Genomic DNA, 26,965 nt, shown 5'->3' with positions numbered 1-26,965 from the left:
ATGGGGTTTCGTTCTAGCGGCCGTTTGATGGGCGGGGTCAGCGTTTTGACGCTGGCCGCCCTGTTTGTGACGCCGATTTTCGCCCAGGAGCAACAGGTCGAGGCCTCGGGAACGACCGTTCTCAAGCCGATTGTGGTGACCGGCGAAAAAGTCGCGCGCGACATGAAGAACACGGCGTCTTCCGTCTCGGTCAAATCCAGCGATGAACTGAAAAAGGAAAAGACCGGCGATCCAACCGTCTCAGACGCGATCAAGGACATTCCAAACGTTGTTTATACCGACAATGTCAGCGCCCCGATCATTCGCGGTCTCGACACGCAGGGACCGAACACCGGAGCAACGGCGTTCTTCGCCGGCACCGTGCCGCGCGCCACGATCAATGTCGATGGTCACTATCTCGGTTATAACGAGTTCATCTATGGCGCGACGTCCATCTGGGATGTCGAAAGCATCGAGGTCTTCCGTGGGCCGCAGACCACATCGCAGGGCGCTAACGCCATTGCCGGCGCCATTCTCGTCAATACCAAGGACCCGACGTTTACGCCGGAAGCAAGCTATCAGGCCGAAATCGGGAATTATCACCAGAAGCGGGCGTCCTTTGCGGTCTCAGGCCCGTTGATCGAAGACGAGCTGGCGGCGCGTCTGGCAATCGATTATTCGGGTCGCGATACCTTTATCGATTACATCAATTCCGGTTTTGCCCACGCAGGCACCAACCAGGATTTCAAGGAATTCAACGCGCGTTTCAAGCTTCTGTGGGAACCGCCGGAAATTCCGGGCCTGACGACCAAGCTGACTTATTCCTATAACGCCGCCAACCGGCCGAGTCAGGAAGCGGCGTCGCGTCCTTTCGAGGATCTCAACCACGTCACCACCACCATGCCGAGCTGGAGCCAGAATACCCACACCGGTATTCTCGACATCAATTACGACTTTGAAAACGGCGTAAAACTCTTCAACCAGACGCAATTTTCCGCCTCAGACGCGCGCCGCAGGGTGGGTGTGGTCAATAATGGCGACGCCAATATCGATCAGAAGAATGTGTCCCACGAGACCCGTGTGACCTTCGGTGACCAGGAAGACGTTCTGAGTGGCGTCGCGGGCATCTATTACGCCCATACGCAGGCCGATGAAATTCTCTATCTTCTGAACCCGGCAAACAGAAGAACCCTTTCGACATTTGACGATACCAAGGACAATCTCGGCATTTTCAGCGAGTTGAGCTACCGTCTGACCGACCAGTGGACGCTTACCGGCGGCCTGCGTTACCAGACCGATCGTATTCAGCGCGCGGGCCGCTCCGTCTATTCCAACGTCGCGGTTGATTTTGACGAGACCTTTTCCGAATTGCTTCCCAAGGCCTCGCTTGCCTATGCGATCAACGATGACTGGACCGTTGGCGGCATGATCAGCCGTGGTTACAATCCCGGCGGCATATCGCTGAACATCTCGTCGGGCCAATGGTTGCCCTTCGAGAAGGAAACCATCTGGAACTACGAACTCTACACCCGCGCGAAGTTGCTGGATGACAGGCTGACGCTCAACAGCAACCTGTTCTACATGGATTACAAGAACGCCCAGTACAATATTCCGGTCGTTATCTCGTCAGGCATTACTCAATCCTACACCATCAATGCGCAGAAAGCGCATGCCTATGGTCTGGAAGTCGGCGCCGACTATCAGGTTCTCGACAATGTGACGCTGAAGGCAAGTGCCGGCGTGCTGAAGACCGAAATCGACCAGATTTCCAGCAATGCCAGCTATGCAGGCAATGAATTCGCGAAATCGCCTGGTTACATGTTCAGCATCGGGGCAAGCTGGGATGTGACCGACAAGTTCACCGTCTCGGGTCAGGTGCGTCATATCGATGGTTATTATTCCGATACGGCCAACACGGCTGCCTATGCGATCGACCCCTACACCATCGCCGATGTGCGTGCGAGCTACAAGTTCCAGGAGGAGATGGAGGTCTACGCTTACGTGAAGAACGTCTTCGACGAGCGTGCGCCGACCTATATGCAGCAGAACCGCGGCATTGGCGGCATCGAGGCCAGCATGACCGAACCGCGCATGTTCGGCATTGGTGTCAGAGGCACGTTCTAAGCGATTGCCTGAACCGGAAAAGTAAAAAGGCCTTCGAAGTGATTTTCGAAGGCCTTTTTTTCATGAAGGAAATGATGCGGAGAAGGTCTCAGAAAAACGCCTGAATGCCCGTCTGCGCCCGGCCGAGGATCAGCGCGTGAACGTCGTGCGTGCCCTCGTAGGTGTTGACCGTTTCGAGGTTCTGGGCGTGGCGCATCACGTGGTACTCGATCTGGATGCCGTTGCCGCCGTGCATGTCGCGGGCCTGGCGGGCGATATCCAGCGCCTTGCCGCAATTGTTGCGCTTGATGATGGAGATCATTTCCGGCGCCATTTTGTGCTCGTCCATCAGGCGGCCGACGCGCAGCGATGCCTGGAGGCCGAGAGCGATCTCGGTCTGCATGTCGGCGAGCTTTTTCTGGTAAAGCTGCATGCCGGCCAGCGGCTTGCCGAACTGCTTGCGGTCGAGACCATATTGCAGGGCGCGGAACCAGCAATCTTCCGCAGCGCCCATCACTCCCCAGGAAATGCCGTAGCGGGCGCGGTTGAGGCAGCCGAACGGGCCTTTCAGGCCGGAAACATTCGGAAGCAGCGCATCTTCGCCCACTTCCACGCCATCCATGACGATCTCGCCTGTTATGGAGGCGCGCAGCGAAAGCTTGCCGCCGATCTTCGGTGCAGACAGACCCTTCATGCCTTTTTCCAGCACGAAGCCGCGAATCTGGTTGTCGTGGGCTTCGGATTTCGCCCAGACGACGAAGACATCGGCGATGGGCGCATTGGAAATCCACATTTTCGAACCACGCAGGCGATATCCGCCGGCGATCTTTTCGGCGCGGGTCTTCATTCCGCCCGGATCGGAGCCGGCATCCGGTTCGGTCAGGCCGAAACAGCCGATCAGCTCGCCGGAGACGAGGCCGGGCAGGTATTTCTTCTTCTGTTCGTCCGAGCCATAAGCGAAGATCGGATGGATGACGAGTGAGGACTGCACGCTCATCATCGAGCGATAACCGCTGTCGATCCGCTCCACCTCGCGGGCCACGAGACCATAGGCCACGTAGCTGGCATTTGCGGCGCCATATTCTTCCGGCAGGGTGACGCCCAGAAGGCCGGTGCGGCCCATCAGGCGGAACAGTTCCGGTTCGGTGGTCTCAGAAAGATAGGCCTCGGACACACGCGGCATAAGTTCCGATTTGCCGAAGGCTGCGGCGGCGTCGCGGATCATCCGCTCGTCGTCGGTCAGTTGGTCTTCCAGCAGAAAAGGGTCCTGCCAATTGAATGCTGCGCGTTCGCTCACGTTATGCCTCCGGATTTGCTGGCCGGATTATTCGTGTTAGCCCCTGATGGCACAAGCCATGTTTACTCATTTTTGCATTACATATAGTAATGGCTCATGACGTCTCTCAGCCGCAAACTCCTGCCCTCCACCAGTGCGCTTGCCGCCTTTGATTCCGTTGCCCGGCTTGGCAGCTTTTCAGCCGCTGCGGATGAACTTGCCTTGACGCAAGGGGCGATCAGCCGTCAGGTTATGTCACTGGAAGAACAGCTTGGCGTGCGCCTGTTCGAGCGCGGCGCGCGTGGTGTGTCACTGACGACCGAGGGTGGTGCTTACGCGAAATCGATTGCCGCAGCCCTTGGCGAGATACGTGCCGCCTCGTTGCAGATCATGACCAAAACGCATGGCAACACGCTCAATCTAGCGATGCTGCCGACATTCGGCACCCGCTGGCTTCTGCCGCGCATTCCTGATTTCGTCTCCAGTCATCCGGAAATCACCATCAATTTCGCCACCCGCATCGGCCAGTTCGACTTCGAGCGTGAGCAACTGGATATGGCGATCCACATCGGGCAGGCGGATTGGCCGGGGGCGGAAAGCACCTTTCTGATGCATGAGATGGTTGCGCCGGTATGCAGCCCCGAATTCCTGAAGGCGCATCCGGTCGAAAAGGGTGAGGACATTGCCGGCCTGCCTCTGCTGCACATGGCCTCGCGGCCGGGTGCCTGGAGCCACTGGTTCGAGAGCCTCGGCCATTCGCTTGCCTTGCCGCAGGGCATGCGGTTCGAGCAGTTTTCCAGCGTGGCACAGGCCTGTATCGCCGGACTTGGCGTGGCTTTGATGCCGCTTTTCCTGATCGATAACGAACTGAAATCGCGGCAACTGGTGAAAGCCTACGATCATCAGGCCAAAAGCCCGAGTTCCTATTATGCGGTCGCGCCGCTATCCCGAGCCAACCACGTTCCAGTCGTGCTGTTTCGCGACTGGCTGGTACGGCAGGTCGAGGCCTATCGTGCGGCTGGCAATCTGCCACTGGAAAAATAAGCGCACTTTTTTCGGGCACTTAGGTTTCGTGCCTCGATTTTTGCCCGGTTTTGTCTCTGGCCGGACTCGACACGACGGTTTTGGTCGATTATCGTGATTAAACGTTTAATCAGCCCTTTCGGACCATCATGGCGTCTTCACGGCCTGCCACCAATCTGAGCGCGATAGCAGCGGCACTCGGCGTGTCGGTTGCAACCGTGTCCAATGCGCTGTCGGGCAAGGGCCGTGTTTCGCCGGAACTGGTGGAGCGCATCCGCAAGACCGCAAGCGAACTTGGTTATGTGCCGAGTTCCGCGGGCAGGGCGCTGCGCACCGGCAGGTCAGGAGTTCTCGGGCTGGTGCTGCCGGATATCGCCAATCCACTCTTCCCACAGATCGCGCAGGCCATCGAAAAGGCAGCCGTCAATGCCGGTTATGGTGTTTTGATCGCCGACTCCCGCGGCGAGATCGCCATGCAGACGGACGCCATCAACCGGCTGATCGAGCGTGGAGTGGATGGCATGGTCGTCGTTCCCCGCCGCGGCACGCGTATCGCGGATGTCGATTGCCCGGTGGCGGTGATCGACAGCCCCTCGACGCCCGGAAACACCGTAGCCGCTGACCACTGGGATGGCGGCCGGCAGATCGGCGAATATCTGGCAGCCCTCGGACACGACAAGGTGGTGCTGATCGGCAAGAACCGCGACTCAAATGTGCAGAACGACCGCCTCGGCGGCATTCGCGATGGTCTGGGCAAGGCCTGCGTCACAGAGACGCTGTGGGTAGACGCCATTGAAAAGGTGGATGGTGCGGGTTGCCGTCTCGGCCTTACCGAAAAGGTGAGGGATGGTTTCACTGCCTTTGCTGCCGTATCCGACCTGCATGCGTTGCGCGCGCTCACTGAATTGCAGCGCGAGGGCATCGAGGTGCCGGAAGAGGCGAGTGTCACCGGCTTCGACGATCTGATTTTCTCCGCCGTGGTGACGCCGCCGCTGACGACGATGCGCATGGATATGCGCCGCATCGCCGATCTGGCCGTGGATGCGCTGTTGCGCGCGATCGATGGCGAGGCGGGCATCGAAAACGGCATAGCTGCCGAGGTCACGGCAGAAATCTCGAAAGTACCGATGGCGCTGATCATGCGCGGCTCCACCGGCGAAAAAAAGCATGATGCGATTGAAGCCAAAAACACGACAGCAGGAGAACTCACACCATGAAAAAAATCATTCTTGCATCGGGCACCGCCCTGATGCTGACGATGGGTGCCGCGCAGGCGCAGGACAAGACGCTGACGATCTCGGTCTACGCCTTCGCGCAGGACGAATTCAAGGAACTGGTCTATACACCGTTCGAAAAGCAATGCGGCTGCAAGCTGGTCGTCGAGACCGGCAACAGCGTTGAGCGCCTCGCCAAGATGGAGGCCAACAAGGCCAATCCGGTGGTCGATCTCGCCATTGTTTCCATGGCGGATGCGCTTTCCGCCACCCGCAAGGACCTGATCCAGAAGATCGATGCCGCCAAGGTGCCGAATATCGGCAAGCTCTATGACATCGCCAAGGATCCGAATGGCGACGGCATGAGCGTCGGCGTCAATTTCTACGCCACGTCAATCGTTTACCGCACAGACAAGATGAAGATCGATAGCTGGGCCGATCTTTTGAAGGACGGCATCGTCGACCACGTCGCTTTCCCGAATGTCACTACCAATCAGGGCCCGCCGGCGCTTTACATGCTGGGCAAGGCCATCGGCAAGGATACGCCTGATCTCTCCGGCGCTATCGAAGCCGTGGGCGAAAAGAAGGACGATATCGTCACGTTCTACGTGAAATCGTCGCAGCTGGTGCAGCTCATGCAGCAGGAAGAAATCTGGGCCGCCCCCATCGGCCGCTTCTCCTGGGCGCCCTTTACCAAGCTCGATCTGCCGCTTGCCTGGGCAACGCCCAAGGAAGGCCAGACCGGCGGCATGAACGTGCTCGTGGTGCCGAAGGGCACGAAGAACGAAGATCTGGCACTGCAGTTCATGGATTTCTGGCTCTCGACCGACGTTCAGAAGGCGCTGGCCGAAAAGCTCGTGGACAGCCCCACCAACAAGGAAGTCAAGGTGTCCGACGAGGTGGCGAACAATATCACCTATGGCGACGAAACCGCAAAAAGCCTGCAGCTCATTCCTTCCGCCGTGACGCTCGACAACCGTGACAAGTGGCTGTCGGAGTGGAACGCCAAGGTCGGCCAGTAAGTCCTTATCAAGGTTTGGAATGGGGCATTTAAAACGTCCGAAAGGGCGGCTCCATTCCCGGAAAAGCGGTTTGGTCGTCCCCTGACCGCTTTTCCACCTCTCAATTCCGCAAGCTGGCCATGACCGCTTGCAGTAACAATCGGCCGCAGGCCGTTCAGGGAATAAAGCGATGTTTCAGAACCGGGCCGAAGCGCTGGCGCTTGCATTGCCCGCCGCTATTTTCGCGGCGGCGGTCTTTCTTGTGCCGGTCTTCATGCTTCTGTCGGAGGGCTTTCACACCACTGACGGCTGGACATTGTCCGCTTACGCCGATTTCTTCTCCGATCCGCTGAACAGGGCGGTTTTCCTGCGCACCCTGAAGCTTGGCGCGCTCGTCACCATTGTATCTGCGGTGGTGGGTTATGCGGCGGCTTTCGCCATCGTCAATCTGTCGCAGGGCGCGAAAGGACATGTCGTCAATCTGGTCGTCTTGCCGCTGATGATCTCGCCGGTTGCCCGAACCTATGCCTGGATCGTCATTCTCGGCAGAACCGGCATCGTCAACCAGGCGCTTCAGGCGGTAGGACTGAGCGATGCGCCGATCCGTATACTGTTTTCCGAAACGGCTGTTTTCATCGGCCTTCTGCAATTGTTCCTGCCATTGATGATCATTTCCCTCATCAGTGCGCTGGAGAATATGCCCAAGGATACGATCGCAGCCGCCCGCGTTCTCGGCGCAAACTGGCTGCAGGTGTTCTGGAAGGTCATCCTGCCGCTCACCAAGGAGGGGCTTGTTGTCGGCGGCACGCTGGTCTTCACCGGTTCGCTCACGGCCTATATCACGCCGGCCATTCTCGGCGGCTCCAAGGTGCTGATGCTGGAAACCCTGCTCTATCAGCAGGTGACGGTCTCCAACAATTTCGTCGCCGCCAGCGTCATCGCCTTCATCCTGATCGTCATGAGCTTTGCCGCCAATATCCTGCTGAAGCGCATCGCCACCGCAAGGAACAAGAAATGACCCGGCAGCTCTTCATTCCGCTCACGCTCCTGCTCGTTGTCGGCTTCCTGATCGGGCCGTTCCTCATCATCGTTGCGGCCTCGTTTTCGGCCGGCGACACGCTCGCCTTTCCGCCGCAGGGCTTTTCACTGAAATGGATCGCGAAGGTCTTCACCGTCGAAAGTTTCCGCGAAAGCTTCGCGATGTCGATGTTCCTTGCCATCGGCGGCACATTCACGGCGCTCGTCCTCGGTATTCCCGCTTCCTACGCCATGTCGCGCTACAAGCTGCCCTTTGCGGAAACCGTGCGCACGATCGTTTCGGCGCCGATCATCGTGCCGGGTATCATCGTCGGTCTGGCGCTGTTGCGCTATTTCGTCGTGCCCTTCGGCATCGGCATCACGCTTGCCCTGTTTCTCGCGCACACGGCGCTCATCCTGCCCTATGCGGTACGGGTGGTTTCGGCCAGCCTCAACAATCTGCGTTCGGATATCGAGGAGGCGGCGGTGCTGCTCGGCTCGTCGCGGTTTGGCGCATTTTTCCGTGTGGTGCTGCCCAATATTCGCGGTGGTATCCTGTCGGCCTTCATCCTCGGTTTCGTGACGAGTTTCAATCAGGTGCCCGTGTCGCTGTTCCTGTCGGGTCCGGGCGTGCGCACGTTGCCCATCGACATGCTGGGCTACATGGAAATCGTCTTCGATCCGTCTGTCGCTGCACTCTCATCGCTGCTCGCCTTCCTTTCCATCGGCATCGTCTTCCTGGCCGAACGTTTTCTGGGGTTCTCCCGTTATGTCTGACGCAAATTACCTTTCGCTTCAAAAAGTCTCGCTCGCCTACGGCAACAGCATCGCCGTCAAGGATCTCGACCTCGATATCCGCAAGGGTGAACTTCTCGCGCTGCTCGGTCCTTCCGGCTGTGGCAAGACCACCACGATGCGCGCCATTGCCGGGCTGATGCCGGTGGCGGGCGGGCGCATCGATCTCGACGGCGCCGATATCACCCGCGTCGCCGCCAACAAGCGCGCTGTCGGGCTGGTGTTTCAGTCCTATGCGCTGTTTCCGCACCTGACGGTTTACGAAAACGTGGCCTTCGGCCTCAAACTCAAGGGCATGAACGGCAAGGCGCTTGATGACAAGGTCGCCTCCGGCCTGAAGTCCGTGGGATTATCGAACTTCGCATCGCGCAAGCCGGCCGAGCTTTCCGGCGGCCAGCAGCAGCGCGTGGCGCTGGCGCGCTCCATGGTCATGGAGCCGAAGGTGCTGCTGCTCGATGAACCGCTCTCCAACCTTGATGCGCGCCTCAGGCTTGAAATGCGCACCGAATTGCAGCGCGTGCAGAAGGAAACCGGTGTGACGATGATCTTCGTCACCCATGACCAGATCGAGGCGCTCGCACTGGCCGACCGTATTGTCGTCATGAAGGGCGGCAAGATTGAGCAGATCGGTACGCCGGAAGAGATCTATAATGCGCCGGTTTCCGCCTTCGTGGCGGATTTCGTCGGCTTTGAAAATATCTTCGCGCTGGAAGGCGGCGCGTTGAAAACCGAAAACGGCACAACACCGCTTACCGGACCAGTCCCTTCAGCATCTGGACTGGCCTGGCGGCCGCGCATGGTCACCCTTGGTTCAGGTCCTTTCCAGGGAACCGTGCGCGGCACATCCTTTGCCGGAAATACCCGTGAGTACCTGCTGGATACGCTGCTTGGTCCCATCAAGGCGGAGACCGACGCTGCGCTGACCGCCCATACGATCGGTGATACGCTCGCCTTCGACCTTCCGGTCGAAAAGGCGGCAAGCCTCAAGGTGTTTGGCTGATCATGGGTGTGTGGATCGATACTGATATGGGCTTTGACGATATCGCCGCCATCATGGTGGTGCAATCGGCAGGCCTTGCCATAGACGGCATTTCGCTGGTCTTCGGCAATGCGACGCTGGATGTTGTCTGCAGCAACGCCGCAGGCGCGGTCGCCGCCTTCGGCTGGTCCATGCCGCTCCATCAGGGCCGTGCCAAACCCGTCCTTGGCGCGCTCGAAACCGCACAATGCATTCTGGGTGACAGCGGCATTCCGACCGTCGGCCGTAGCCTGCCGGATGCCCCCGCTTTGCCGCAAAGCGACGCTTTCACTGCGCTGTGCGGCTGGCTTGAGGGGGCAGGCGAAAAGCGTATCCTCGCGCTCGGCCCGCTTACCAATATCGCCGCCCTTTGCCTTGCCCGGCCCGATCTTGCCGCGAAAATTTCCGATCTGACCTGGATGGGTGGCGGCGTGACGAGCGGCAACCACACCGCATCTGCCGAATTCAACGCCTTTGCCGATCCGGAAGCGCTGGCCATCGTGCTTTCCCATGACCTGCCGCTGCGCATGGTCGATCTGGACGCCTGCCGCAAGGTCACCGCCTCGCCAGCCGATGTGCTGCCGATCCGAAATGCTGGCGGCAAAAACGCCGGCCTGATTGCCGACCTGTTGGAAGGTTTCATCGGCATCGCCACGAGACGCGGCAGACCGGCCATGGCGCTTTACGATCCCGTTGCCGCTGTCGGCTTCACCTCCGAGCTGCTTGGCTGGCGCCATACGCGGATCGATGTCGAGCTTCACGCGGCGCTAACGCGCGGGCGAACGGTGGTTGAGCCGCGTGCCGACAAGGTTGCCGCCTTCAACGCGCATTTCGCCGACACCGTGAATGCCGAAGCGGCAAAGGCTGCGGTTCTCGAGGCGTTGCGCCGCGAGGCTGCCCGATGAGTGCACAATCCCCGATACGCGAGCCGGTCGATCTTAACGACGATGCGCTGCGCGCCCGCGCGGTTGCCGCTGCGCGCGGCGATGCGGCTTTCGATGTTCTCATTACCGGCGGAACGCTGGTGGATGTGGTGACGGGGGAGATTCGCGCCGCTGATATCGGCATTGTCGGTCCGCTAATCGCCAGCGTTCACGAACCGGCAAGCCGCAGCGATGCTGCGCAGCTCGTCGACGCGTCGGGCGCCTTTGTCTCGCCCGGCCTGATCGACACGCATATGCACATCGAAAGCTCGATGATAACGCCCGCTGCCTATGCGGCAGCAGTGGTTGCCCGCGGCGTCACGACTATCGTCTGGGACCCGCATGAATTCGGCAATGTCCATGGTGTCGAAGGGGTGCGCTGGGCGGCGAAATCCATCGAAAACCTGCCGCTGCGCGCCATTCTGCTTGCACCCTCCTCAGTGCCATCAGCACCGGGGCTGGAGCGCGGCGGCGCTGATTTCGATGCCGGAATTCTCGCTGATATCCTGTCATGGCCGCAGATTGGCGGGGTTGCGGAAATCATGAACATGCGCGGCGTCATCGAACGCGATCCGCGCATGAGCGGCATCGTACAGGCCGGTCTTGTCTCGGAAAAGCTGATCTGTGGCCATGCGCGCGGCCTGAAGGACGCCGATCTCAACGCCTTCATGGTGGCAGGCGTTTCTTCCGATCACGAGCTGGTCTCGGCTGAAGACTTGATGGCGAAGCTTCGGGCGGGGTTGACCATCGAGCTGCGCGGCTCGCACGATCATCTGCTGCCGGAATTTGTGGAGGCGCTGAATGCGCTCGGCCACCTGCCGCAGACGCTGACGCTCTGCACTGACGATGTTTTCCCGGACGATCTGTTGCGGGGCGGCGGGCTGGATGATGTGGTGCGCCGCCTTGTCCGTTATGGCCTGAAGCCGGAATGGGCGCTGCGCGCCGCAACACTGAATGCTGCGCAAAGGCTTGGCCGTGCCGATCTCGGCCTCATCGCCGCCGGTCGCCGTGCCGATATCGTCGTTTTCGAGGATTTGAGTGGTTTTTCACCCCGTCATGTCTTGGCCGGTGGCAGGGCGGTTGCGGAAGCCGGGCATATGCTCGTCGACAATCCAGCCTGCGATGCGGCGGCGCTCGAAGGCTCGATGAAGCTGCCGCTGCGCGCAGCCGATGATTTCCGGGTTGCCTGCGAGGGCGCAAGGGTGCGCCTTGCCACCATCGACCGCCCACGCTTCACGCAATGGGGCGAGGTGGAAGCCGAGGTGAAGGATGGTTTCGTCGTTCCCCCCGAAGGCGCCACGATGATTTCCGTCACCCACCGCCACGGCAAAGCCGAGCCAGTTACCAGGACCGGCTTCCTTACCGGCTGGGGACGCTGGAACGGCGCCTTCGCCACCACCGTCTCGCATGACAGCCACAACCTCACTGTCTTCGGCGGTAATCCCGAAGACATGGCGCTGGCCGCCAATGCGGTGATTGCGACAGGCGGCGGCATGGCTGTCGCCTCTGAGGGTAAGGTGACCGCGCTTTTACCCCTGCCGCTCTCAGGCCTCGTTTCCGATGCGCCGCTTGAAGACGTGGCACAGGCTTTAGAGGAATTACGCACCGCTGTCGGCAAGGTGGTGGAGTGGCAGCCGCCCTATCTCGTCTTCAAGGCCTGCTTCGGCGCCACGCTCGCCTGCAATATCGGCCCGCACCAGACGGATATGGGCATTGCCGATGTGTTGACGGGACGGGTGATGGAAAGCCCGGTGATTGCGGTGGTGGGGTAAACCAGGGTCGAGCGTTGCCAAAAAGCCGGCATATTGCTAAATCCAACCCCTGTTTACCTGTCGCTCTATATGGATGTTGAACATGGGTGCCTCGAAGTCATCAGATAAGTAAGCCGCAACGACGATATTTCGTTGTTGCGGCGTTCTGTCGAACGATCCCTGTTTCTTCGGGCAGACGCCGCCAAATGTCCTCATTTGAGCGGATCAATTCTAATGTCTATTCCAACTCCCGTTTGGGGGAGATCGCTGTTGGCAGCAATGCTGCTCATGGCTCCCTTTGATATTCTCGCCTCGCTGGCCATGGATATTTACCTGCCGGTCGTCCCCATCATGCCGGAAGCCCTCGGCACGACACCGGTGGTGGTTCAACTCACGCTCACCGTTTACATGGTGATGCTCGGCCTTGGGCAAATCGTGTTTGGCCCCATCTCCGACCGCATCGGCCGCCGGCCCGTCTTGATCGGCGGTGCCCTGCTGTTCGTCGTGGCCTCGTTCTGCCTCGCAGCTGTGACAACGGCGAGCGCCTTTATCGTTTTCCGGTTCCTTCAGTCGGCTGGAGCGGCGGCGGCATTGGTCGCCACTTTCGCCACCGTTCGCGACGTCTATGCGGATCGTCCAGAAGCAACGACGATATACGGAACGTTCAGCTCCATTCTCGCATTCGTCCCGGCACTCGGTCCGATTGTCGGGGCGGTCATCGCCAATGAATTCGGCTGGCGTGCCATCTTCGTCACCCTGGGCGCGGCAGCTTTCATTGCGACGGTTGCCGCAGGGATGAACTGGAGCGAAACCCGACCGGCGACGGCAACGATGTCACGCCCATCGCCTTTGCGCATGTTGGGCAGTGGTCGCTTCTGGACCTATACGCTTGGGTTCAGCACTGCCATGGGAACGTTTTTCGTATTCTTCTCCACCGCTCCGCTCGTCATGATCGGCAGGGCAGGTCTCTCCGAGGTGGAGTTCAGCCTGGCTTTTGCAACCGTCGCAATCGCAATGATCGTTACCACCCGTTTTGCGAAGTTTTTCGTTGCCAGATGGGGTGTGCAGGGCAGTCTCGTGAGGGGCATGGCCCTGTTGTTGGTGGGGGCGTTTCTGTTCACTGCAGGTGAAGTCGGGGCGGTTCCGTCATTTTTGACGTTTATCGTACCGATGTGGGTCATGGCGGTCGGAATCGTTTTTACGGTTTCAGTCACCGCCAATGGCGCGCTGGAGGAGTTCGGGCACATGGCTGGAACAGCCGTCGCCTTCTATTTCTGCATTCAAAGTCTGTTTGTGGGAATAGCGGGCACCTTGGCTGTCGTCATTCTGCCGGGTGATGCGGCATGGCCGGTGATCGCCTATTCATCGATCATGGCCTGCCTTGTCCTGACGGCGCTATATTTGTTGAACCGCCGGAATATCTGAGCGAGAAAGCCGGGCAGCGCGTCTGCCGCTGCCCGGCTTTTCAGATTTGGGAATGCAAAAAGTGGCTTTCGGCCTTATTCCGCCGCCAGTTCCTGCTCCACCAGTGTTGCCCAGAAAGCGACGCCGGGAACGATTGCCGCGTCGTTGAAGTCGTAGGAGGTGTTGTGGTGCAGCGCGCCATCCACCGCCGGGCCGTTGCCGAGCCAGACGTAGCAGCCGGGGGCTTCGCCCGCGAAAAAGGCGAAGTCGTCGCCGGCGGTCGAGGGCGGGAAGGCGGTGCGGGATTTGTTGCCGAAGACGGTCTTGGCGGCTCGCAGCGCCCGTTTCGTCGCATCGGCATCGTTGATGACGGGCGGAATGCGGCGGATGAATTCATAGCTTGCCTCGATGCCGAACATCGCCGCCGTACCCTTGGCGAGCCTGCCGATTTCCGTTTCAAGCTGGCTGCGCACCTCAGGCGCGTAGGCGCGTGCGGTGCCGCCGATTTCGACGATATCGGGAATGACGTTGAGCGCCTTGGGGTCACCCGCCTGCACCGAGCAGGCGCTGACGACGGCAGGTTGCAGCGGATCGACGACGCGGCCGACGATGCTTTGCAGCGAAGCGAGGAAGGTGCCCGCCGCCGTTACCGGATCGCGGCCGAGATGCGGCTTGGCGCCGTGGGTGCCAATGCCCCTGAAGGTGACGCGCCAGCTATCGGAAGAGGCAAGCTGCGGTCCTTCCACCACGGCCATTTCGTCAATGCCAAGCCCCGGCATGTTGTGCAGGCCATAAACTGCATCGCAGGGAAACAGGTCGAAAAGCCCGTCCTCAACCATTTTCTTGGCGCCGCCACGGCCTTCCTCGGCCGGCTGGAAGATGAAATGGACGGTGCCGGAAAAATCGCGGGTACTGGCGAGATAACGCGCAGCGCCCAGCAGCATGGCGGTGTGGCCGTCATGGCCGCAGGCATGCATCTTGCCGGGGAACTTCGATTTATAGGGCCGGTCGGGAATTTCCGGCATGGCCAGCGCATCCATGTCGGCGCGAAGACCGATGCTGCGGGTGCCGTTGCCCACCTGCAGCGTGCCGACCACGCCGGTGCCGCCCAAGCCGCGATGCACCTTCACTCCCGCCCTTTCGAGAAGATCGGCGACGATGGCGCTGGTTCTCTCCTCTTCAAAGCCCAGTTCCGGATGGGCGTGGAGGTCGTGGCGAAGCTCCGTCAGGAATGGCAGGTCCTCGCCGATGCGGTCCAGCAGTCTCATGGGTAGCTTGTCCTTGAATATGGGGAAAACCCACGCCATAGGTGGGCTTGTCCGATGCCTGTTGCTTTGTTTCCTTCTAGCTGAAAAACCCAATGAAATGAACCCGCCGCATGCCTGCGGTTGTCGAAATGCCTGATATGCCGAACGGGGATGGCGCGGATGAAAATCACTTCCGCTTTTGCCGTCCCGCTTCTGAAAGGAAAACCGATGCCGCAATCCGCATCGCCCGCCGCATCATCCCCCGCCGCGCCGCATGAGTTCTGGCAGGATGTTCTTCCGCCCCGTTCATTCGATACGACAGGCCCGCATTCGGCTTTCTTTCCGGCGGAGCTGGATGACGGGCGGCAGATCTGCCTGCCGATCCGGCCCTTGGCGGATGGCGAACATGCGCTCGCCTCGCTCATCGTCAATCAGGCCTCTTTTGACGTGCTGGAAGTGCTGGCCGCCGACCTGGCGGAAAAGCTTCGCCCCCTCAAGCCAGATGTCGTGATCGGCCTGCCGACTCTGGGGCTCACGCTTGCCGCAGCCGTTGCCCGTCACCTCGGCCATTCACGATATGTGCCGCTCGGCACTTCGCGCAAATTCTGGTATCTGGAGGAATTGTCGGTGCCGATGTCCTCCATCACCACCAAGCAGGAAAAACGGCTTTACATCGATCCGCGCATGTTGCCACTCATCGAGGGCAGGCGGGTGGCGCTGGTGGACGATGTCATCTCCAGCGGCAGTTCCATCATTTCAGGTCTTTCGCTTCTCGCCTCATCCGGCATCAAGCCGGTGGCAATCGGCGCTGCCATGCTGCAATCGGATCGCTGGGTGCAAAAAATCGCTGCTTTCGGGCCGGAATGGCCGGAGCGGGTGAGGGGTGTTTTCGCGACGCCGCTGCTGAAAAAAGCCGTAGGCGGCTGGCAGGCTTGACGTTGCGCAATTCCCGGCAAAAGGCAAGTGGTGATAATTTCATCGTTGCCTAATTTGCGTCTTGCGGAGCCGTGAGAGATCGTCCTAAGATCGTTTCTGACAGACTATAGCAGTCGGCGAAAAATGCGCCGGTTTGCTCTCGCGCGGTGTTATTCCGGCGTCTGCCCGCCCCCTTTGGTTTTGCCGCTTACTGGAATTTCTTGACATGCATGCAGTGTTCGACGGTCATAATGATGTGCTGCTTCGGTTGTGGCGCAACAGCAAGGCCGGTGGCGATCCGGTGGCTGAATTCAAGAACGGTACCCGCGAAGGCCATATCGACGGTCCGCGTGCACGTGCAGGCGGTCTCGGCGGCGGCATCTGCGCCATCTACATTCCCTCCGGCGATCTGGTCCTGCAGGAGCCGGACGCGCAGGGTCATTACGATACACCGCTTGCGGCGCCGCTCGAACGCCAGCCCTCGCTCGATATTGCGATGGAAAAGGCTGCGATCGCGCTCAGGCTTGACCGTGCCGGCGCCTGGCGCCTTTGCCGCTCGACGGCCGATATCCGCAAGGCCTTTGCCGAGGATATTTTCGCGGCCGTGCTGCACATGGAAGGCTGTGAGGCGATCGGTGCCGATCTCGATGCGCTTGAGGTTTTTTATGCCGCCGGCCTGCGTTCGCTCGGTCCGGTCTGGAGCCGGCACAATATTTTCGGTCACGGCGTTCCCTTCTCCTATCCAATGTCGCCCGATACCGCGCCCGGCCTTACCGATGCCGGTTTTGCGCTGGTCAAGGAGTGCAACCGGCTCGGCATTCTCATCGATCTCGCCCACATCACCGAAAAGGGCTTCTGGGATGTGGCGAAGACCACGAACCAGCCTTTGATCGCCAGCCATTCCAACGCACATGCGCTCACCCCCGTCGCCCGCAATCTTACTGACCGGCAGATGGATGCCATCAAGGAGAGCGGCGGTCTGGTGGGTCTCAACTACGCGGTCACCATGTTGCGGGCGGATGCGCGCGACATTGCCGACACGCCGCTTTCCGACATGGTGCGCCACATCGACTACATGGTGGAGCGTATGGGCGTCGATTGCGTGGCGCTCGGATCGGATTTCGACGGCGCGACGGTACCCGTTGGCGTTGCCGATGCCAGCGGCAACCACAATCTGGTTGCGGCGCTGAAATCGGCGGGCTACGGTGATGGAGAACTTGCTAAAATATGCCGGGAAAACTGGCTGCGCGTCCTATCCCAGGCCTGGCACGAGCCGGCCTGAAGGCAAATAAAAGCGAACTAAATCAATCTCATAACAAAAGGGGAGATCCTATGATCAAATCGCTCAACAAGTCCATGCGTATCCTCAGCACCAGCGCTGCTCTGTCGCTGATGATGCTGTCTGCGCCGCACGCTTTTGCCGCCACGCCGGCCGATACGCTGGTTGAAGGTTTCGCCATCGACGACATCATCACGCTCGATCCGGGTGAGGCATTCGAGCTTTCGGCAGCTGAAGTTACTGGCAACACCTACAGCAAGCTGGTTTCCATCGATCTCAACGACACCTCCAAGGTGATCGGCGATCTGGCCGAGAGCTGGACGACCTCTGAAGACGGTCTCACCTATACCTTCAAGCTGAAGACCGGCCTGAAATTCGCCTCCGGCAATCCGGTGACGGCAGATGATGTTGCCTTTTCCTTTGAACGTGCCATCAAGCTCGACAAGTCGCCAGCATTCCTTCTGACGCAGTTCGGTCTCAAGGGCGACAACGTCACTGAGAAGGCGAAAGCGACGGATGCCAACACCTTCGTACTGACGGTCGACAAGCCCTACGCACCGAGCTTCGTGCTGAACGTTCTGACCGCGACCGTTGCCGCAGTTGTCGACAAGAAGCTGGTGACCGAAAAGGCCAAGCCCGTCACGCCGAGCGCCGATTACAAATACGAGACCGATTTCGGCAATGCGTTCCTGAAAACAGGTTATGCCGGTTCCGGCCCCTACAAGATCCTTGGCTGGAAGGCCAACGAAGCCGTCATTCTGGAGGCCAACCCCAACTATTACGGTGAGAAGCCGAAGTTGAAGCGCGTGGTCTATCGTCACATGAAGGAAAGCTCCGGCCAGCGCCTGGCGCTTGAAAACGGTGATATCGACGTTGCCCGCAACCTCGAGCCGGGTGATATGGAAGCCGTTTCCAAGAAGGAAGGCCTTGCCGTCACCTCCGCGCCCAAGGGCACCGTTTATTACTTCAGCCTCAACCAGAAGAACGAGAACCTGAAGAAGCCTGAGGTCGTTGAGGCCTTTAAATATCTCGTCGACTACGACGCGATCGGCGCGACGATCATCAAGGGCATCGGCGAAATCCACCAGACCTTCCTGCCAAAGGGCCAGCTCGGCGCGCTTGACGAGAACCCATACAAGCTCGACGTCGCCAAGGCCAAGGAACTGCTGGCGAAGGCTGGTCTGAAGGACGGCTTCACCGTGACCATGGATGTGCGCAACACGCAGCCGGTGACCGGCATTGCCGAAAGCGTACAGCAGACGCTGGCGCAGGCTGGCATCAAGCTGGAAATCATTCCCGGCGACGGCAAGCAGACGCTTACCAAGTATCGCGCCCGCACGCACGATATCTACATCGGCCAGTGGGGTTCGGACTATTTCGACCCGAACTCGAATGCCGAGACCTTCACGATCAACTACGACAACTCCGAAGAAGGCAAGAACAAGACGCTTGCCTGGCGTAACGCCTGGGACGTTCCGGAGTTGACGAAGGAAACGCAGTCGGCACTTCTGGAAAAGGATAATGCCAAGCGCGCCGCCATCTATCAGAACCTCCAGAAGGAAGTTCTCGAAAAAGGCCCGTTCGTCATCATCTTCCAGCAGACGGAAGTGGCGGGATACTCCGCGAAGCTCAAGGGCCTGAAGCTCGGACCGAGCTTCGACACCAACTATGTCTATACGATCTCCAAGGAATGATCCGGAAGGATCGGTCTCTTGAGCATCGTTGAAGCAAATAGCCGGGCGAGGCAGGGCAAACGCCGTGCCAACGCCCGCGCGAAGGCCATTCTCGGCTTCGCCGTCACCGTCATCACCACCTTTCTGGGGCTGATGGCGGTCACATTTTTCATTGGCCGCGTTGTGCCGATCGATCCCGCACTGGCGATCGTCGGCGACCGCGCGCCTGCGCATGTGGTCGAGCGCGTGCGTGAGCAGCTCGGCCTCAACCTGCCGCTCTGGCAGCAGTTCTTCATCTATCTGAAGCAGGCGCTGTCGGGTGATTTCGGCATCTCAGTCCTCACCACCAACCCGGTGATGGAGGATATCAAGCGGGTTTTCCCGGCAACCATAGAGCTTGCCACGCTCGGCACCATCATCGGCGCCGTTTTTGGCATTCCGCTCGGCGTGCTTGCCGCGGTCAAGCGCGGCAGCTTTGCCGACCAGGTCGTGCGCGTCATCGGCCTTATCGGCTATTCCGTGCCGATTTTCTGGCTTGGCCTCCTGGCGCTGCTGGTGTTTTACGCCCGGTTGCAATGGGTCGCCTATCCCGGCCGGATGGATATCGTCTACGAATTCACCTTTACGCCGGTCACGGGTTTCTTCCTGATCGACGCGATCTGGCAACGGCAATGGGACGTATTGTGGGATCTGTTCCGCCACATCATCCTGCCCGCCTCGCTGCTCGGCTATTTTTCGCTGGCCTATATCAGCCGCATGACGCGTTCGTTCATGCTGAATGAGCTCGCCCAGGAATATATCGTTGCGGCGCGCGCCAAGGGGCTTTCTGAAACGCGCATCATCTGGTTTCACGCTCTGCGCAACGCCGCCGTGCCGCTGGTGACCGTGATTGCGCTATCTTACGCCGGTCTGCTGGAGGGTTCGGTGCTGACCGAAACCATCTTCGCGTGGCCGGGGCTCGGCCTCTACATCACCAATTCCCTGCAGAATGCGGATATGAATGCCGTTCTTGGCGGCACGATCGTGATCGGCGCCATCTTCGTCGGCATCAATCTCTTCTCCGATCTGCTTTACCGGACGCTCGACCCAAGGACGCGCAGCCGATGACGATTTCGACCGATACACTCAAACCCTACAGCCGCGAATGGCTGCTCTCCGACCGGCCTGCCTCGCGCAGGCAGGCACGGCTAGGCCGTGCCTATGTCATCTGGCGGCGCTTTTCGGAAAACCGGCTGGCGCTGCTTGGCCTCGGCATCATCATTGCGCTGCTGCTTGTCGCACTGTTCGCCAATGTGCTTGCACCACACGATCCGGTGCAGGGCGATCTGCGCAATGCCCGGCTTCTGCCTCCGGGGACAGAAGGTTACCTGCTCGGCACTGACGATCAGGGGCGTGATATTCTCTCGCGCCTCATCCACGGTTCGCGGCTGACCCTGTTCGTCGTGCTTCTGGTGGCCATCATCGCCGCACCCATCGGACTCATCGTCGGCACCGTTTCGGGTTATGCCGGCGGCTGGGTGGATGCCGTTCTGATGCGCATCACCGATATCTTTCTGGCCTTTCCGAAGCTGGTTCTGGCGCTTGCGCTGGTGGCCGCACTTGGACCGGGCATTGAAAACGCGGTGCTCGCCATCGCGGTCACCTCATGGCCGCCTTATGCGCGCATCGCGCGCGCCGAAACCATGACCTTCCGCAATTCCGATTTCATCGCGGCGGTCAAGCTCATGGGCGCGTCGCCGTTCCGCATCGTTCTGAAACACGTCATGCCGCTTTGCATGTCGTCGCTCATCGTGCGTGTCACGCTCGATATGGCGGGCATCATCCTCACAGCAGCCGGTCTCGGCTTCCTTGGCCTCGGTGCACAGCCGCCGCTGCCGGAATGGGGCGCGATGATTGCTTCCGGACGCCGCTTCATTCTCGATCAATGGTGGGTTGCCGCCATGCCGGGTATTGCGATCCTGATCGTCAGCCTCGGTTTCAACCTTCTGGGCGATGGCCTGCGCGATGCGCTGGACCCCAAGGAGGCGAACCAATGAGCGCGCCGCTTCTGACCGTCGAGAACCTGCGCGTTTCCTTCCCCACCCGCACCGGGCTGGTGGAGGCGGTGCGTGGCGTCTCGTTCACGCTGGGACGCGAACGCCTTGGCATCGTCGGCGAGTCCGGCTCCGGCAAATCGCAGACCGGCCGCGCCATTATGGGGCTGACCCCGAAAAGTGCGCGCATCGAGGCCGATGTGTTGCGCTTCGGAGATGTCGATCTTCTCGGTGCTTCGGCAAAGGAGCGGCGGCTCATGCGCGGCAAGCGCCTGGCCATGATCCTGCAGGACCCGAAATATTCGTTGAACCCGGTCATGCCCATCGGCCGCCAGATCATGGAAACGCTGCGTACCCATGAAAGCATCGGTTCCGGCGAGGCGCGCCAACGCACGCTCGCCATGCTGGAGGCGGTGCAGATCCGCGATCCCGAGCGCGTGTTCGATCTTTACCCGCACGAGGTTTCCGGCGGAATGGGCCAACGCGTCATGATTGCCATGGTGCTGGTCTGCGGCCCGGAACTTCTGATCGCCGATGAGCCGACTTCCGCGCTCGACGTGACGGTGCAGCTCGAAGTGCTCGATATTCTCGACAAGCTGGTTCGCGACCGCGGCATGGGGCTGATTTTTGTCAGCCACGATCTGCGGCTGGTGTCGTCTTTCTGCGACCGCGTTCTCGTCATGTATGCGGGCAAGGTCGTCGAGGAGCTGTCTTCTGCCAATCTTAAAGAGGCGAAGCATCCCTATACGCAGGGTCTTTTGAACTGCCTGCCGGAAATTGGCGGCCACCGGCATCCGCTGCCGGTTCTGGAACGCAAGGCGGAGTGGCGCGCATGAGCACGGTTCTTTCTATCAAAGACATGGTGGTCGATTTCGACGGATATATCGCGCTCGACAGCGTCAGCATCGATGTGGCCGAGGGTGAGTCCTTCGGTATCGTCGGCGAGTCCGGTTCCGGCAAGTCGACGCTGCTTCGGGCGATTGCCGGCCTCAACCATTTCGACGAAGGCTCGTTGATGGTGGCCGGTCGCTCCTATTCGAGCAAGCACCGCGACAAGAGCTTCTATAGCGATGTGCAGATGGTGTTTCAGGACCCTTACGGTTCCCTGCACCCCCGCCAGACAGTGGATGCGCTGCTGCTGGAACCACTCGTCATCCATGGTCTCGACAATCGCGAGCATCGGATCGCGCGCGCGCTTGATGAGGTGGGTCTCGGCACCGGTTTCCGCTTCCGCTATTCGCACCAGCTTTCCGGCGGTCAGCGGCAGCGTATCGCCATTGCCCGCGCGCTGATCGTCGAGCCGAAGATTCTGCTACTGGATGAGCCGACCTCGGCGCTCGACGCGTCCATCCAGGCGGAAATCCTCAATCTGCTGGAACAGGCCCGCAAGGACCGCAACCTCACCTTCGTTATGGTCAGCCACGATCTCGGCGTCATCAGCCACATGTGCGATCGCCTTGCGGTGATGAAAAGCGGCAAGGTGGTGGAAATGCTGGAGGCGGAAGCGCTGGAAAGCCGCGAGTTTACTGCGGATTATACCAGGCAGCTGCTGGTGGCGAGCGAGGGCTTCAAGCGCGCTTGAGCTGCCGCTATAGTCGGGTCAAGCCCGGCATGACGGACAGTGTCGGCCAAAACAGGGTATCCCGACCATGCAATTGCGCGCATTGATGTATTTCGACGAACTTGTCCGCACCAATTCCATGCGCGCCGCTGCCGAAAACCTGAATGTCGCGCCGACGGCAGTCAGCCGCCAGATCGAGAACCTCGAATATTATTTTGGCTCGCCTTTGGTGGAGCGTTCCAGCCGGGGCGTGAAGCTGACGGCGGCGGGGGAATTGCTGGCTGCCCGCGCCGGCAAGACGCTGCGCGAACTCGATCATGTGCACCAGCTGATCGATGACCTGAAGGGGCTTCAGCGCGGCCGGGTCACCGTTTATGCCAATGGCGCGACGGTTGCGAACCTTCTGGCGCCGGTGCTGGCGCAGTTCAGCCTCAAATATCCGCAGTTGCGCTTCGAGGTGCACATCACCAGCGCGCGCCAGGCGATGGAAGCACTGGGTGCAGCCGAAGCGGATCTGGTCGTCAGCCTTTTTGCGCCCAAGGTCTCCGGCGTGAAAGTGCGCTCGCGCACCCGTATCAGTTACGATGCTATCTTTCCGACCGGCCATGCGCTTGCCGCGCAGGCGGAAGTCTCGCTGAAGGAACTGGCCAGCCTGCCGCTTGCCCTGCCGGACAAGAGTTTCGCGGCGCGTCAGGCCTTCGATACGCTGTTTGCCGATGCCGGTATCGAGCTTGATCCCGTCTTTATCACCAGTTCGCTGGAAATGCTGAAGGAACTTGTTCTGGGCCATGCGGCGGCCACGCTGTTGCCTGCCTTGTCGGTAGCGCGTGAAATCCGCAGCGGCCAGATGGTTGCTGTTCCGCTTTCCGGCAAGAAGGGCATCCACACCCAGATCGATCTCTGCGTGGCGCCCGACCGGCAACTATCCTTCGCCGCCTCCAAGCTTGCCGATTTCATCGAGCGTTTCATGCGCGAGGCGACAGCGGGGTAGGGGAATTCGTCAGCCTGGAGAATTGTCCATCCCGGTTGATTTCCATCCGTATTTCCGTGTAGCCATTTCAGCTACACGGAGCACACAAAAATCACGATTGTGTGTGCGCCTGCAACATGACACTCTTTTTGCAACGGGCGGTCTTCGAAAGGCAAAAATGCCTCGGCCGCCAGACAGGGGACAATGATGCCACGCACTTATTTTTCGCAGCCGCTGAAAGTTACGCGGCGCGCCGCGCTTGCGCTTGCACTGGGGACGGCGCTCTGGATGCCGCTTTCGATGACGGACGCCGCGGCCGCGCCAAAGACCGCCTTGACGCTGGGCATGACAGTGGAGCCGACGGGTCTCGACCCGACAATTGCGGCACCCGTCGCCATCGGTCAGGTCAGCTGGCAGAACATATTCGAAGGTCTCGTCACCATCGACCACGACGGCAAGGTGAAACCGCAGCTTGCCGAAAGCTGGGAAATTTCAGCCGATGGCAAGACCTATACGTTCAAGCTGCGCCAGGGTGTTACTTTCCACGACGGCGAGGCCTTCGATTCCTCTGTTGCGAAATTTTCGCTCGACAGGGCGCGCGGTGAAACGTCGGTAAACCCACAAAAACGCTTCTTCACCGCCATCGAGAGCATAGAAACGCCGGATGCCGCGACGCTGGTACTGAAGCTGAAGCAGCCGGCGGGCAGCCTGATCTACTGGCTCGGCTGGCCGGCCTCCGTCATGGTTGCGCCGAAGAGCGCTGACAATAACCGTACCACGCCCATCGGCACCGGCCCGTTCAAGTTCGCAAACTGGGCCAAGGGCGACAAGGTGGAATTGGAGAAGAACGCGGCCTATTGGGACAAGGCGGTGGCGGTGAAACTTGAAAAGGCCACCTTCCGCTTCGTTTCCGATCCGCAGGCGCAGGCAGCGGCACTGAAATCCGGCGATATCGATGCCTTCCCGGAATTCGGCGCGCCGGAACTGATGACGTCCTTCGACGGCGATGCGCGTCTCGGTACCTTCGTCGGCAATACGGAACTCAAGGTCGTGGCTGGCATGAACAATGCCCGCAAACCCTTCAACGACAAGCGCGTGCGCCAGGCGCTGATGATGGCGGTGGACCGCGGCACGGTGATTGAAGGCGCATGGTCGGGTTACGGCACGGCCATCGGCAGCCACTACACGCCGAACGATCGCGGTTACATCGATACGACCGGTGTTCATTCTTACGATATAGACAAGGCAAAGGCGCTTCTTGCCGAAGCGGGTTACCCCGACGGTTTCAGCTTCACGATCAAGGCCCCGCAAATGGCCTATGCCCAGCGGACCTCGCAAATCCTCCAGGCGATGTTGGCCGAAATCGGTGTCACCATGACCATCGAGACCACGGAATTTCCGGCAAAATGGGTGGCGGATGTTTTGAAGGGCGCGGATTACGACATGACCATCGTCGCCCACGCTGAGCCGATGGATATCGATATCTACTCCCGTGATCCCTATTATTTCAACTATAAGAACCCTGCCTTCAACGAGGTCATCGCCAATGTCGAAAAGACGGCGGATGCGGCCGAGCAGGAAAAGCTTTACGGCGAAGCCCAGAAAATCCTCGCCGAAGATGTGCCGGCGCTGTTCTTGTTCGTGATGCCGAAACTCGGCGTCTGGGACAAGAAGTTGAAGGGGTTGTGGGAAAACGAACCCATTCCGTCCAATGTGCTGACGGATGTGCATTGGGAAGAGTGACGTTTGTTGTGAACGGCGAGGCGCATTCCTACCCACCACCTCATTCCCGTGCCTGTCACAGAAATCCAGCCAGCCCAAGTCGTTGGGCTGAAAGGAAACTTTCCGCCGCGCAGGCACGCTTCGGCTGGATCCCAGTGACAAGCACAGGGGTGAGGGAAGAGTGTGCGGGGATGACAATAAATCCATCCGCCACATCCCGAAACGAAACAACGCAAGGAAAGAATGCCAGATGTTAGCCGTTCTCGTCCGGCGCCTTGCAAGCCTCATCGTCACGCTGTTTGCGGTGTCGCTCATCATCTACATCATCATGGGGCTGTTGCCGGGTGATCCGGCGGCCATCATGCTCGGTACGTCGGCGAGCCCGGATACGCTTCTCGCGCTGCAAAAGCAGATGGGTCTCGATCAGCCCTTGCCATTGCGTTACATCCACTGGCTTGCAGGCGTATTCCGGGGTGATCTCGGACAATCCTACACCTACGGCGTGCCGGTAGCGGGGCTTATTGTCGAGCGGCTTGCCGTCACCCTGCCGCTTGCGCTGCTCGCGGTCTGCCTATCGGTCGCCATCGCCATTCCGCTCGGCGTCGCGGCAGCGAGAAGCCGAAACGGGCCGGTGGATTTCGCAGCCGGGCTGTTTTCCCATGTCGGCATTGCCGTTCCCGGTTTCTGGGTTGGGCTGCTGCTCATCATCGTCTTTTCCACCACGCTCGGCTGGATGCCATCAGGCGGTTTTCCCGGCTGGCGTCCGAGTTTTTCTGCCGGATTTATCGCGCTTGTGCTTCCAGCCATTGCACTTGCGCTGTCGCAGGCAGGCGTCCTCACCCGCGTCTGCCGCTCGGCAGTACTTGAGGTAATGAACGAGGATTTCGTGCGCACCGCCCGCGCCAAGGGGCTGAGCGAGCGGGTAGCGCTGTGGCGACATGCGGTGCCGAACGCCATGATCCCCGTTGTCACCATGATCGGCCTGCAATTCACCTTCCTGATTGCCGGGGCAGTGCTGGTGGAGAATGTCTTCAACCTGCCGGGCCTCGGGCGGCTTGCCTATCAGGCGTTGACCCAGCGGGATATCGTCGTCATGCAGTCCGTCGTGCTGTTCTTCTCGGCGCTTGTCATCGTCATGAATTTTCTGGTCGATATCGCCTATCTCTTTATCGATCCAAGACTGCGGGCAGGTGCACGATGATGCGACTGATCCGCCGCCGCCCCGCTTTCGTCCTTGGCATCGCCGTCACTCTCTTTCTTGTCGCGGTTGCCCTGCTTTCGCTGGTCTGGACGCCGGTTTCTCCGACGAAGATACAGATTGCCCAGAAGCTGAAATCGCCCTTTGCCTATGGCGGGCTTGGCACCGACCATTTTGGCCGCGATGTGCTGTCCATGCTGATGGCGGGGGCATGGAATTCGCTCTCCACCTCCATCGCCGCCGTTGCGATCGGCGCGCTCATTGGCACGGCGCTTGGCGTATCGGTCGCGGCACTGCGCGGTTTCACTGAAACCCTGGTGATGCGCGCCTGCGATATCATCTTCGCCGTACCGCCGATTTTGTCGGCCATGATGCTCGGCGCGTTCATCGGTACGGGGCGGTTCACCGCCATCATCGCCATTGCCACCTTCATGGTGCCGGTCTTTGCGCGGCTGACGCTGGGTGCGGCCTTGCAGATATGGTCGCGGGAATATGTCACCGCCGCCACCAGCATCGGCCAGAACCGCGCCAAGATCACGCTGTTTCATATCGTGCCGAATATTTCCAACCAGATCATCGTGCAGGTGACCATCCAGCTCGGCCTTGCCATCCTCACCGAAGCGGGACTCTCATTCCTCGGTCTCGGCATGCCTCCGCCGGCCGCCACCTGGGGGCGGATGCTGGCCGATGCGCAGACCTATCTAGGTGCTGCACCCTGGCTTGCCATCATGCCCGGCCTTGCCATTGCGCTCGCGGTCTTCGGCCTCAATCTGCTTGGCGATGGCCTGCGCGACCTGCTGGACCCACGCGATACCAGCTGACCGCTTCAAGCCGATATCGCCCATATTATCTGTTTTCTGACG

General features: G+C 60.0%; 23 protein-coding genes. 21 read left to right on the top strand and 2 right to left on the bottom strand.

From position 1 onward, the window contains the following. On the top strand, positions 1-2,103 hold the full coding sequence (locus tag ACZ5A6_RS21420) for a TonB-dependent receptor (RefSeq protein ID WP_065705816.1): 2,103 nt from the start codon (positions 1-3) through the stop codon (positions 2,101-2,103). Positions 2,104-2,191: 88 nt separating this feature from the next. On the opposite strand, the gene ACZ5A6_RS21415 is transcribed toward ACZ5A6_RS21420, so the two are convergent. Continuing rightward, the gene (locus ACZ5A6_RS21415) at positions 2,192-3,379 is read right to left on the bottom strand and encodes an acyl-CoA dehydrogenase (RefSeq protein WP_003518112.1); all 1,188 of its coding nucleotides are present in this window, start codon (positions 3,377-3,379) and stop codon (positions 2,192-2,194) included. A gap of 96 nt (positions 3,380-3,475) precedes the next feature. Here ACZ5A6_RS21415 and ACZ5A6_RS21410 point away from each other — a divergent pair, with 96 nt between their 5' ends. The 9 genes from ACZ5A6_RS21410 to cml all read left to right on the top strand — a co-directional run bounded on the left by ACZ5A6_RS21410 (position 3,476) and on the right by cml (position 13,525). Further along, the gene (locus ACZ5A6_RS21410; protein ID WP_003518111.1) at positions 3,476-4,402 is read left to right on the top strand and encodes a LysR family transcriptional regulator; all 927 of its coding nucleotides are present in this window, start codon (positions 3,476-3,478) and stop codon (positions 4,400-4,402) included. Positions 4,403-4,530: 128 nt separating this feature from the next. Continuing rightward, positions 4,531-5,598, top strand: a complete 1,068-nt coding sequence (locus ACZ5A6_RS21405; RefSeq protein ID WP_065705819.1) for a LacI family DNA-binding transcriptional regulator — start codon at positions 4,531-4,533, stop codon at positions 5,596-5,598. Then, the gene (locus tag ACZ5A6_RS21400; RefSeq protein ID WP_003518109.1) at positions 5,595-6,617 is read left to right on the top strand and encodes an ABC transporter substrate-binding protein; all 1,023 of its coding nucleotides are present in this window, start codon (positions 5,595-5,597) and stop codon (positions 6,615-6,617) included. The genes ACZ5A6_RS21405 and ACZ5A6_RS21400 overlap by 4 nt, the downstream gene beginning before the upstream one ends. 169 nt (positions 6,618-6,786) lie before the next feature. Then, positions 6,787-7,614, top strand: coding sequence for an ABC transporter permease (locus ACZ5A6_RS21395; RefSeq protein ID WP_003504739.1), 828 nt, complete (start codon positions 6,787-6,789; stop codon positions 7,612-7,614). Then, positions 7,611-8,390, top strand: a complete 780-nt coding sequence (locus ACZ5A6_RS21390) for an ABC transporter permease (RefSeq protein WP_003504740.1) — start codon at positions 7,611-7,613, stop codon at positions 8,388-8,390. Before ACZ5A6_RS21395 ends, ACZ5A6_RS21390 begins: the two co-directional genes overlap by 4 nt. Continuing rightward, complete coding sequence (locus ACZ5A6_RS21385) at positions 8,383-9,408, top strand: ABC transporter ATP-binding protein (RefSeq protein WP_003504741.1); 1,026 nt, start codon at positions 8,383-8,385, stop codon at positions 9,406-9,408. The genes ACZ5A6_RS21390 and ACZ5A6_RS21385 overlap by 8 nt, the downstream gene beginning before the upstream one ends. 2 nt (positions 9,409-9,410) lie before the next feature. After that, positions 9,411-10,331, top strand: coding sequence for a nucleoside hydrolase (locus tag ACZ5A6_RS21380; RefSeq protein ID WP_003518107.1), 921 nt, complete (start codon positions 9,411-9,413; stop codon positions 10,329-10,331). Next, a complete protein-coding gene (locus ACZ5A6_RS21375; protein WP_464111389.1) occupies positions 10,328-12,121 on the top strand; it encodes an adenine deaminase in 1,794 nt (597 codons plus the stop codon). The genes ACZ5A6_RS21380 and ACZ5A6_RS21375 overlap by 4 nt, the downstream gene beginning before the upstream one ends. A gap of 213 nt (positions 12,122-12,334) precedes the next feature. Then, positions 12,335-13,525: a CmlA/FloR family chloramphenicol efflux MFS transporter gene (gene cml / locus ACZ5A6_RS21370; RefSeq protein WP_025595074.1), complete on the top strand. Its 1,191-nt coding sequence runs from the start codon at positions 12,335-12,337 to the stop codon at positions 13,523-13,525. A gap of 74 nt (positions 13,526-13,599) precedes the next feature. On the opposite strand, the gene ACZ5A6_RS21365 is transcribed toward cml, so the two are convergent. Then, the gene (locus tag ACZ5A6_RS21365; RefSeq protein WP_065705843.1) at positions 13,600-14,772 is read right to left on the bottom strand and encodes a M20 aminoacylase family protein; all 1,173 of its coding nucleotides are present in this window, start codon (positions 14,770-14,772) and stop codon (positions 13,600-13,602) included. 207 nt (positions 14,773-14,979) lie between these two features. On the opposite strand from ACZ5A6_RS21365, the gene ACZ5A6_RS21360 reads away from it, so the two are divergent. The 11 genes from ACZ5A6_RS21360 to ACZ5A6_RS21310 all read left to right on the top strand — a co-directional run bounded on the left by ACZ5A6_RS21360 (position 14,980) and on the right by ACZ5A6_RS21310 (position 26,923). Then, the gene (locus tag ACZ5A6_RS21360) at positions 14,980-15,687 is read left to right on the top strand and encodes a phosphoribosyltransferase (RefSeq protein WP_035252713.1); all 708 of its coding nucleotides are present in this window, start codon (positions 14,980-14,982) and stop codon (positions 15,685-15,687) included. 205 nt (positions 15,688-15,892) lie between these two features. After that, positions 15,893-16,948 carry a dipeptidase gene (locus ACZ5A6_RS21355; protein ID WP_003518101.1) on the top strand — a complete coding sequence of 352 codons (1,056 nt, stop codon included), beginning with the start codon at positions 15,893-15,895 and terminating at the stop codon, positions 16,946-16,948. Positions 16,949-16,998: 50 nt separating this feature from the next. Next, positions 16,999-18,639: an ABC transporter substrate-binding protein gene (locus ACZ5A6_RS21350; protein WP_464111388.1), complete on the top strand. Its 1,641-nt coding sequence runs from the start codon at positions 16,999-17,001 to the stop codon at positions 18,637-18,639. 18 nt (positions 18,640-18,657) lie between these two features. Continuing rightward, positions 18,658-19,725, top strand: a complete 1,068-nt coding sequence (locus ACZ5A6_RS21345; RefSeq protein ID WP_003518099.1) for an ABC transporter permease — start codon at positions 18,658-18,660, stop codon at positions 19,723-19,725. Further along, positions 19,722-20,654 carry a nickel transporter permease gene (gene nikC, locus ACZ5A6_RS21340; protein ID WP_003518097.1) on the top strand — a complete coding sequence of 311 codons (933 nt, stop codon included), beginning with the start codon at positions 19,722-19,724 and terminating at the stop codon, positions 20,652-20,654. Before ACZ5A6_RS21345 ends, nikC begins: the two co-directional genes overlap by 4 nt. Next, a complete protein-coding gene (locus ACZ5A6_RS21335) occupies positions 20,651-21,487 on the top strand; it encodes an ABC transporter ATP-binding protein (protein WP_464111387.1) in 837 nt (278 codons plus the stop codon). Before nikC ends, ACZ5A6_RS21335 begins: the two co-directional genes overlap by 4 nt. Beyond that, positions 21,484-22,233, top strand: coding sequence for an ABC transporter ATP-binding protein (locus tag ACZ5A6_RS21330; protein WP_003518095.1), 750 nt, complete (start codon positions 21,484-21,486; stop codon positions 22,231-22,233). Before ACZ5A6_RS21335 ends, ACZ5A6_RS21330 begins: the two co-directional genes overlap by 4 nt. Positions 22,234-22,300: 67 nt before the next feature. Beyond that, complete coding sequence (locus ACZ5A6_RS21325) at positions 22,301-23,203, top strand: LysR family transcriptional regulator (RefSeq protein WP_013762298.1); 903 nt, start codon at positions 22,301-22,303, stop codon at positions 23,201-23,203. Positions 23,204-23,389: 186 nt separating this feature from the next. Further along, complete coding sequence (locus ACZ5A6_RS21320; RefSeq protein WP_003518093.1) at positions 23,390-24,925, top strand: ABC transporter substrate-binding protein; 1,536 nt, start codon at positions 23,390-23,392, stop codon at positions 24,923-24,925. A 229-nt stretch (positions 24,926-25,154) separates the two neighbouring features. After that, on the top strand, positions 25,155-26,105 hold the full coding sequence (locus ACZ5A6_RS21315) for an ABC transporter permease (protein ID WP_003518092.1): 951 nt from the start codon (positions 25,155-25,157) through the stop codon (positions 26,103-26,105). Continuing rightward, the gene (locus ACZ5A6_RS21310; protein WP_013762300.1) at positions 26,102-26,923 is read left to right on the top strand and encodes an ABC transporter permease; all 822 of its coding nucleotides are present in this window, start codon (positions 26,102-26,104) and stop codon (positions 26,921-26,923) included. Before ACZ5A6_RS21315 ends, ACZ5A6_RS21310 begins: the two co-directional genes overlap by 4 nt. Positions 26,924-26,965 lie beyond the last annotated feature (42 nt).

It is taken from the genome of Agrobacterium sp. 6Ca8, from assembly GCF_055382765.1.
This window is presented reverse-complemented; position numbering and strand designations above follow the sequence as displayed.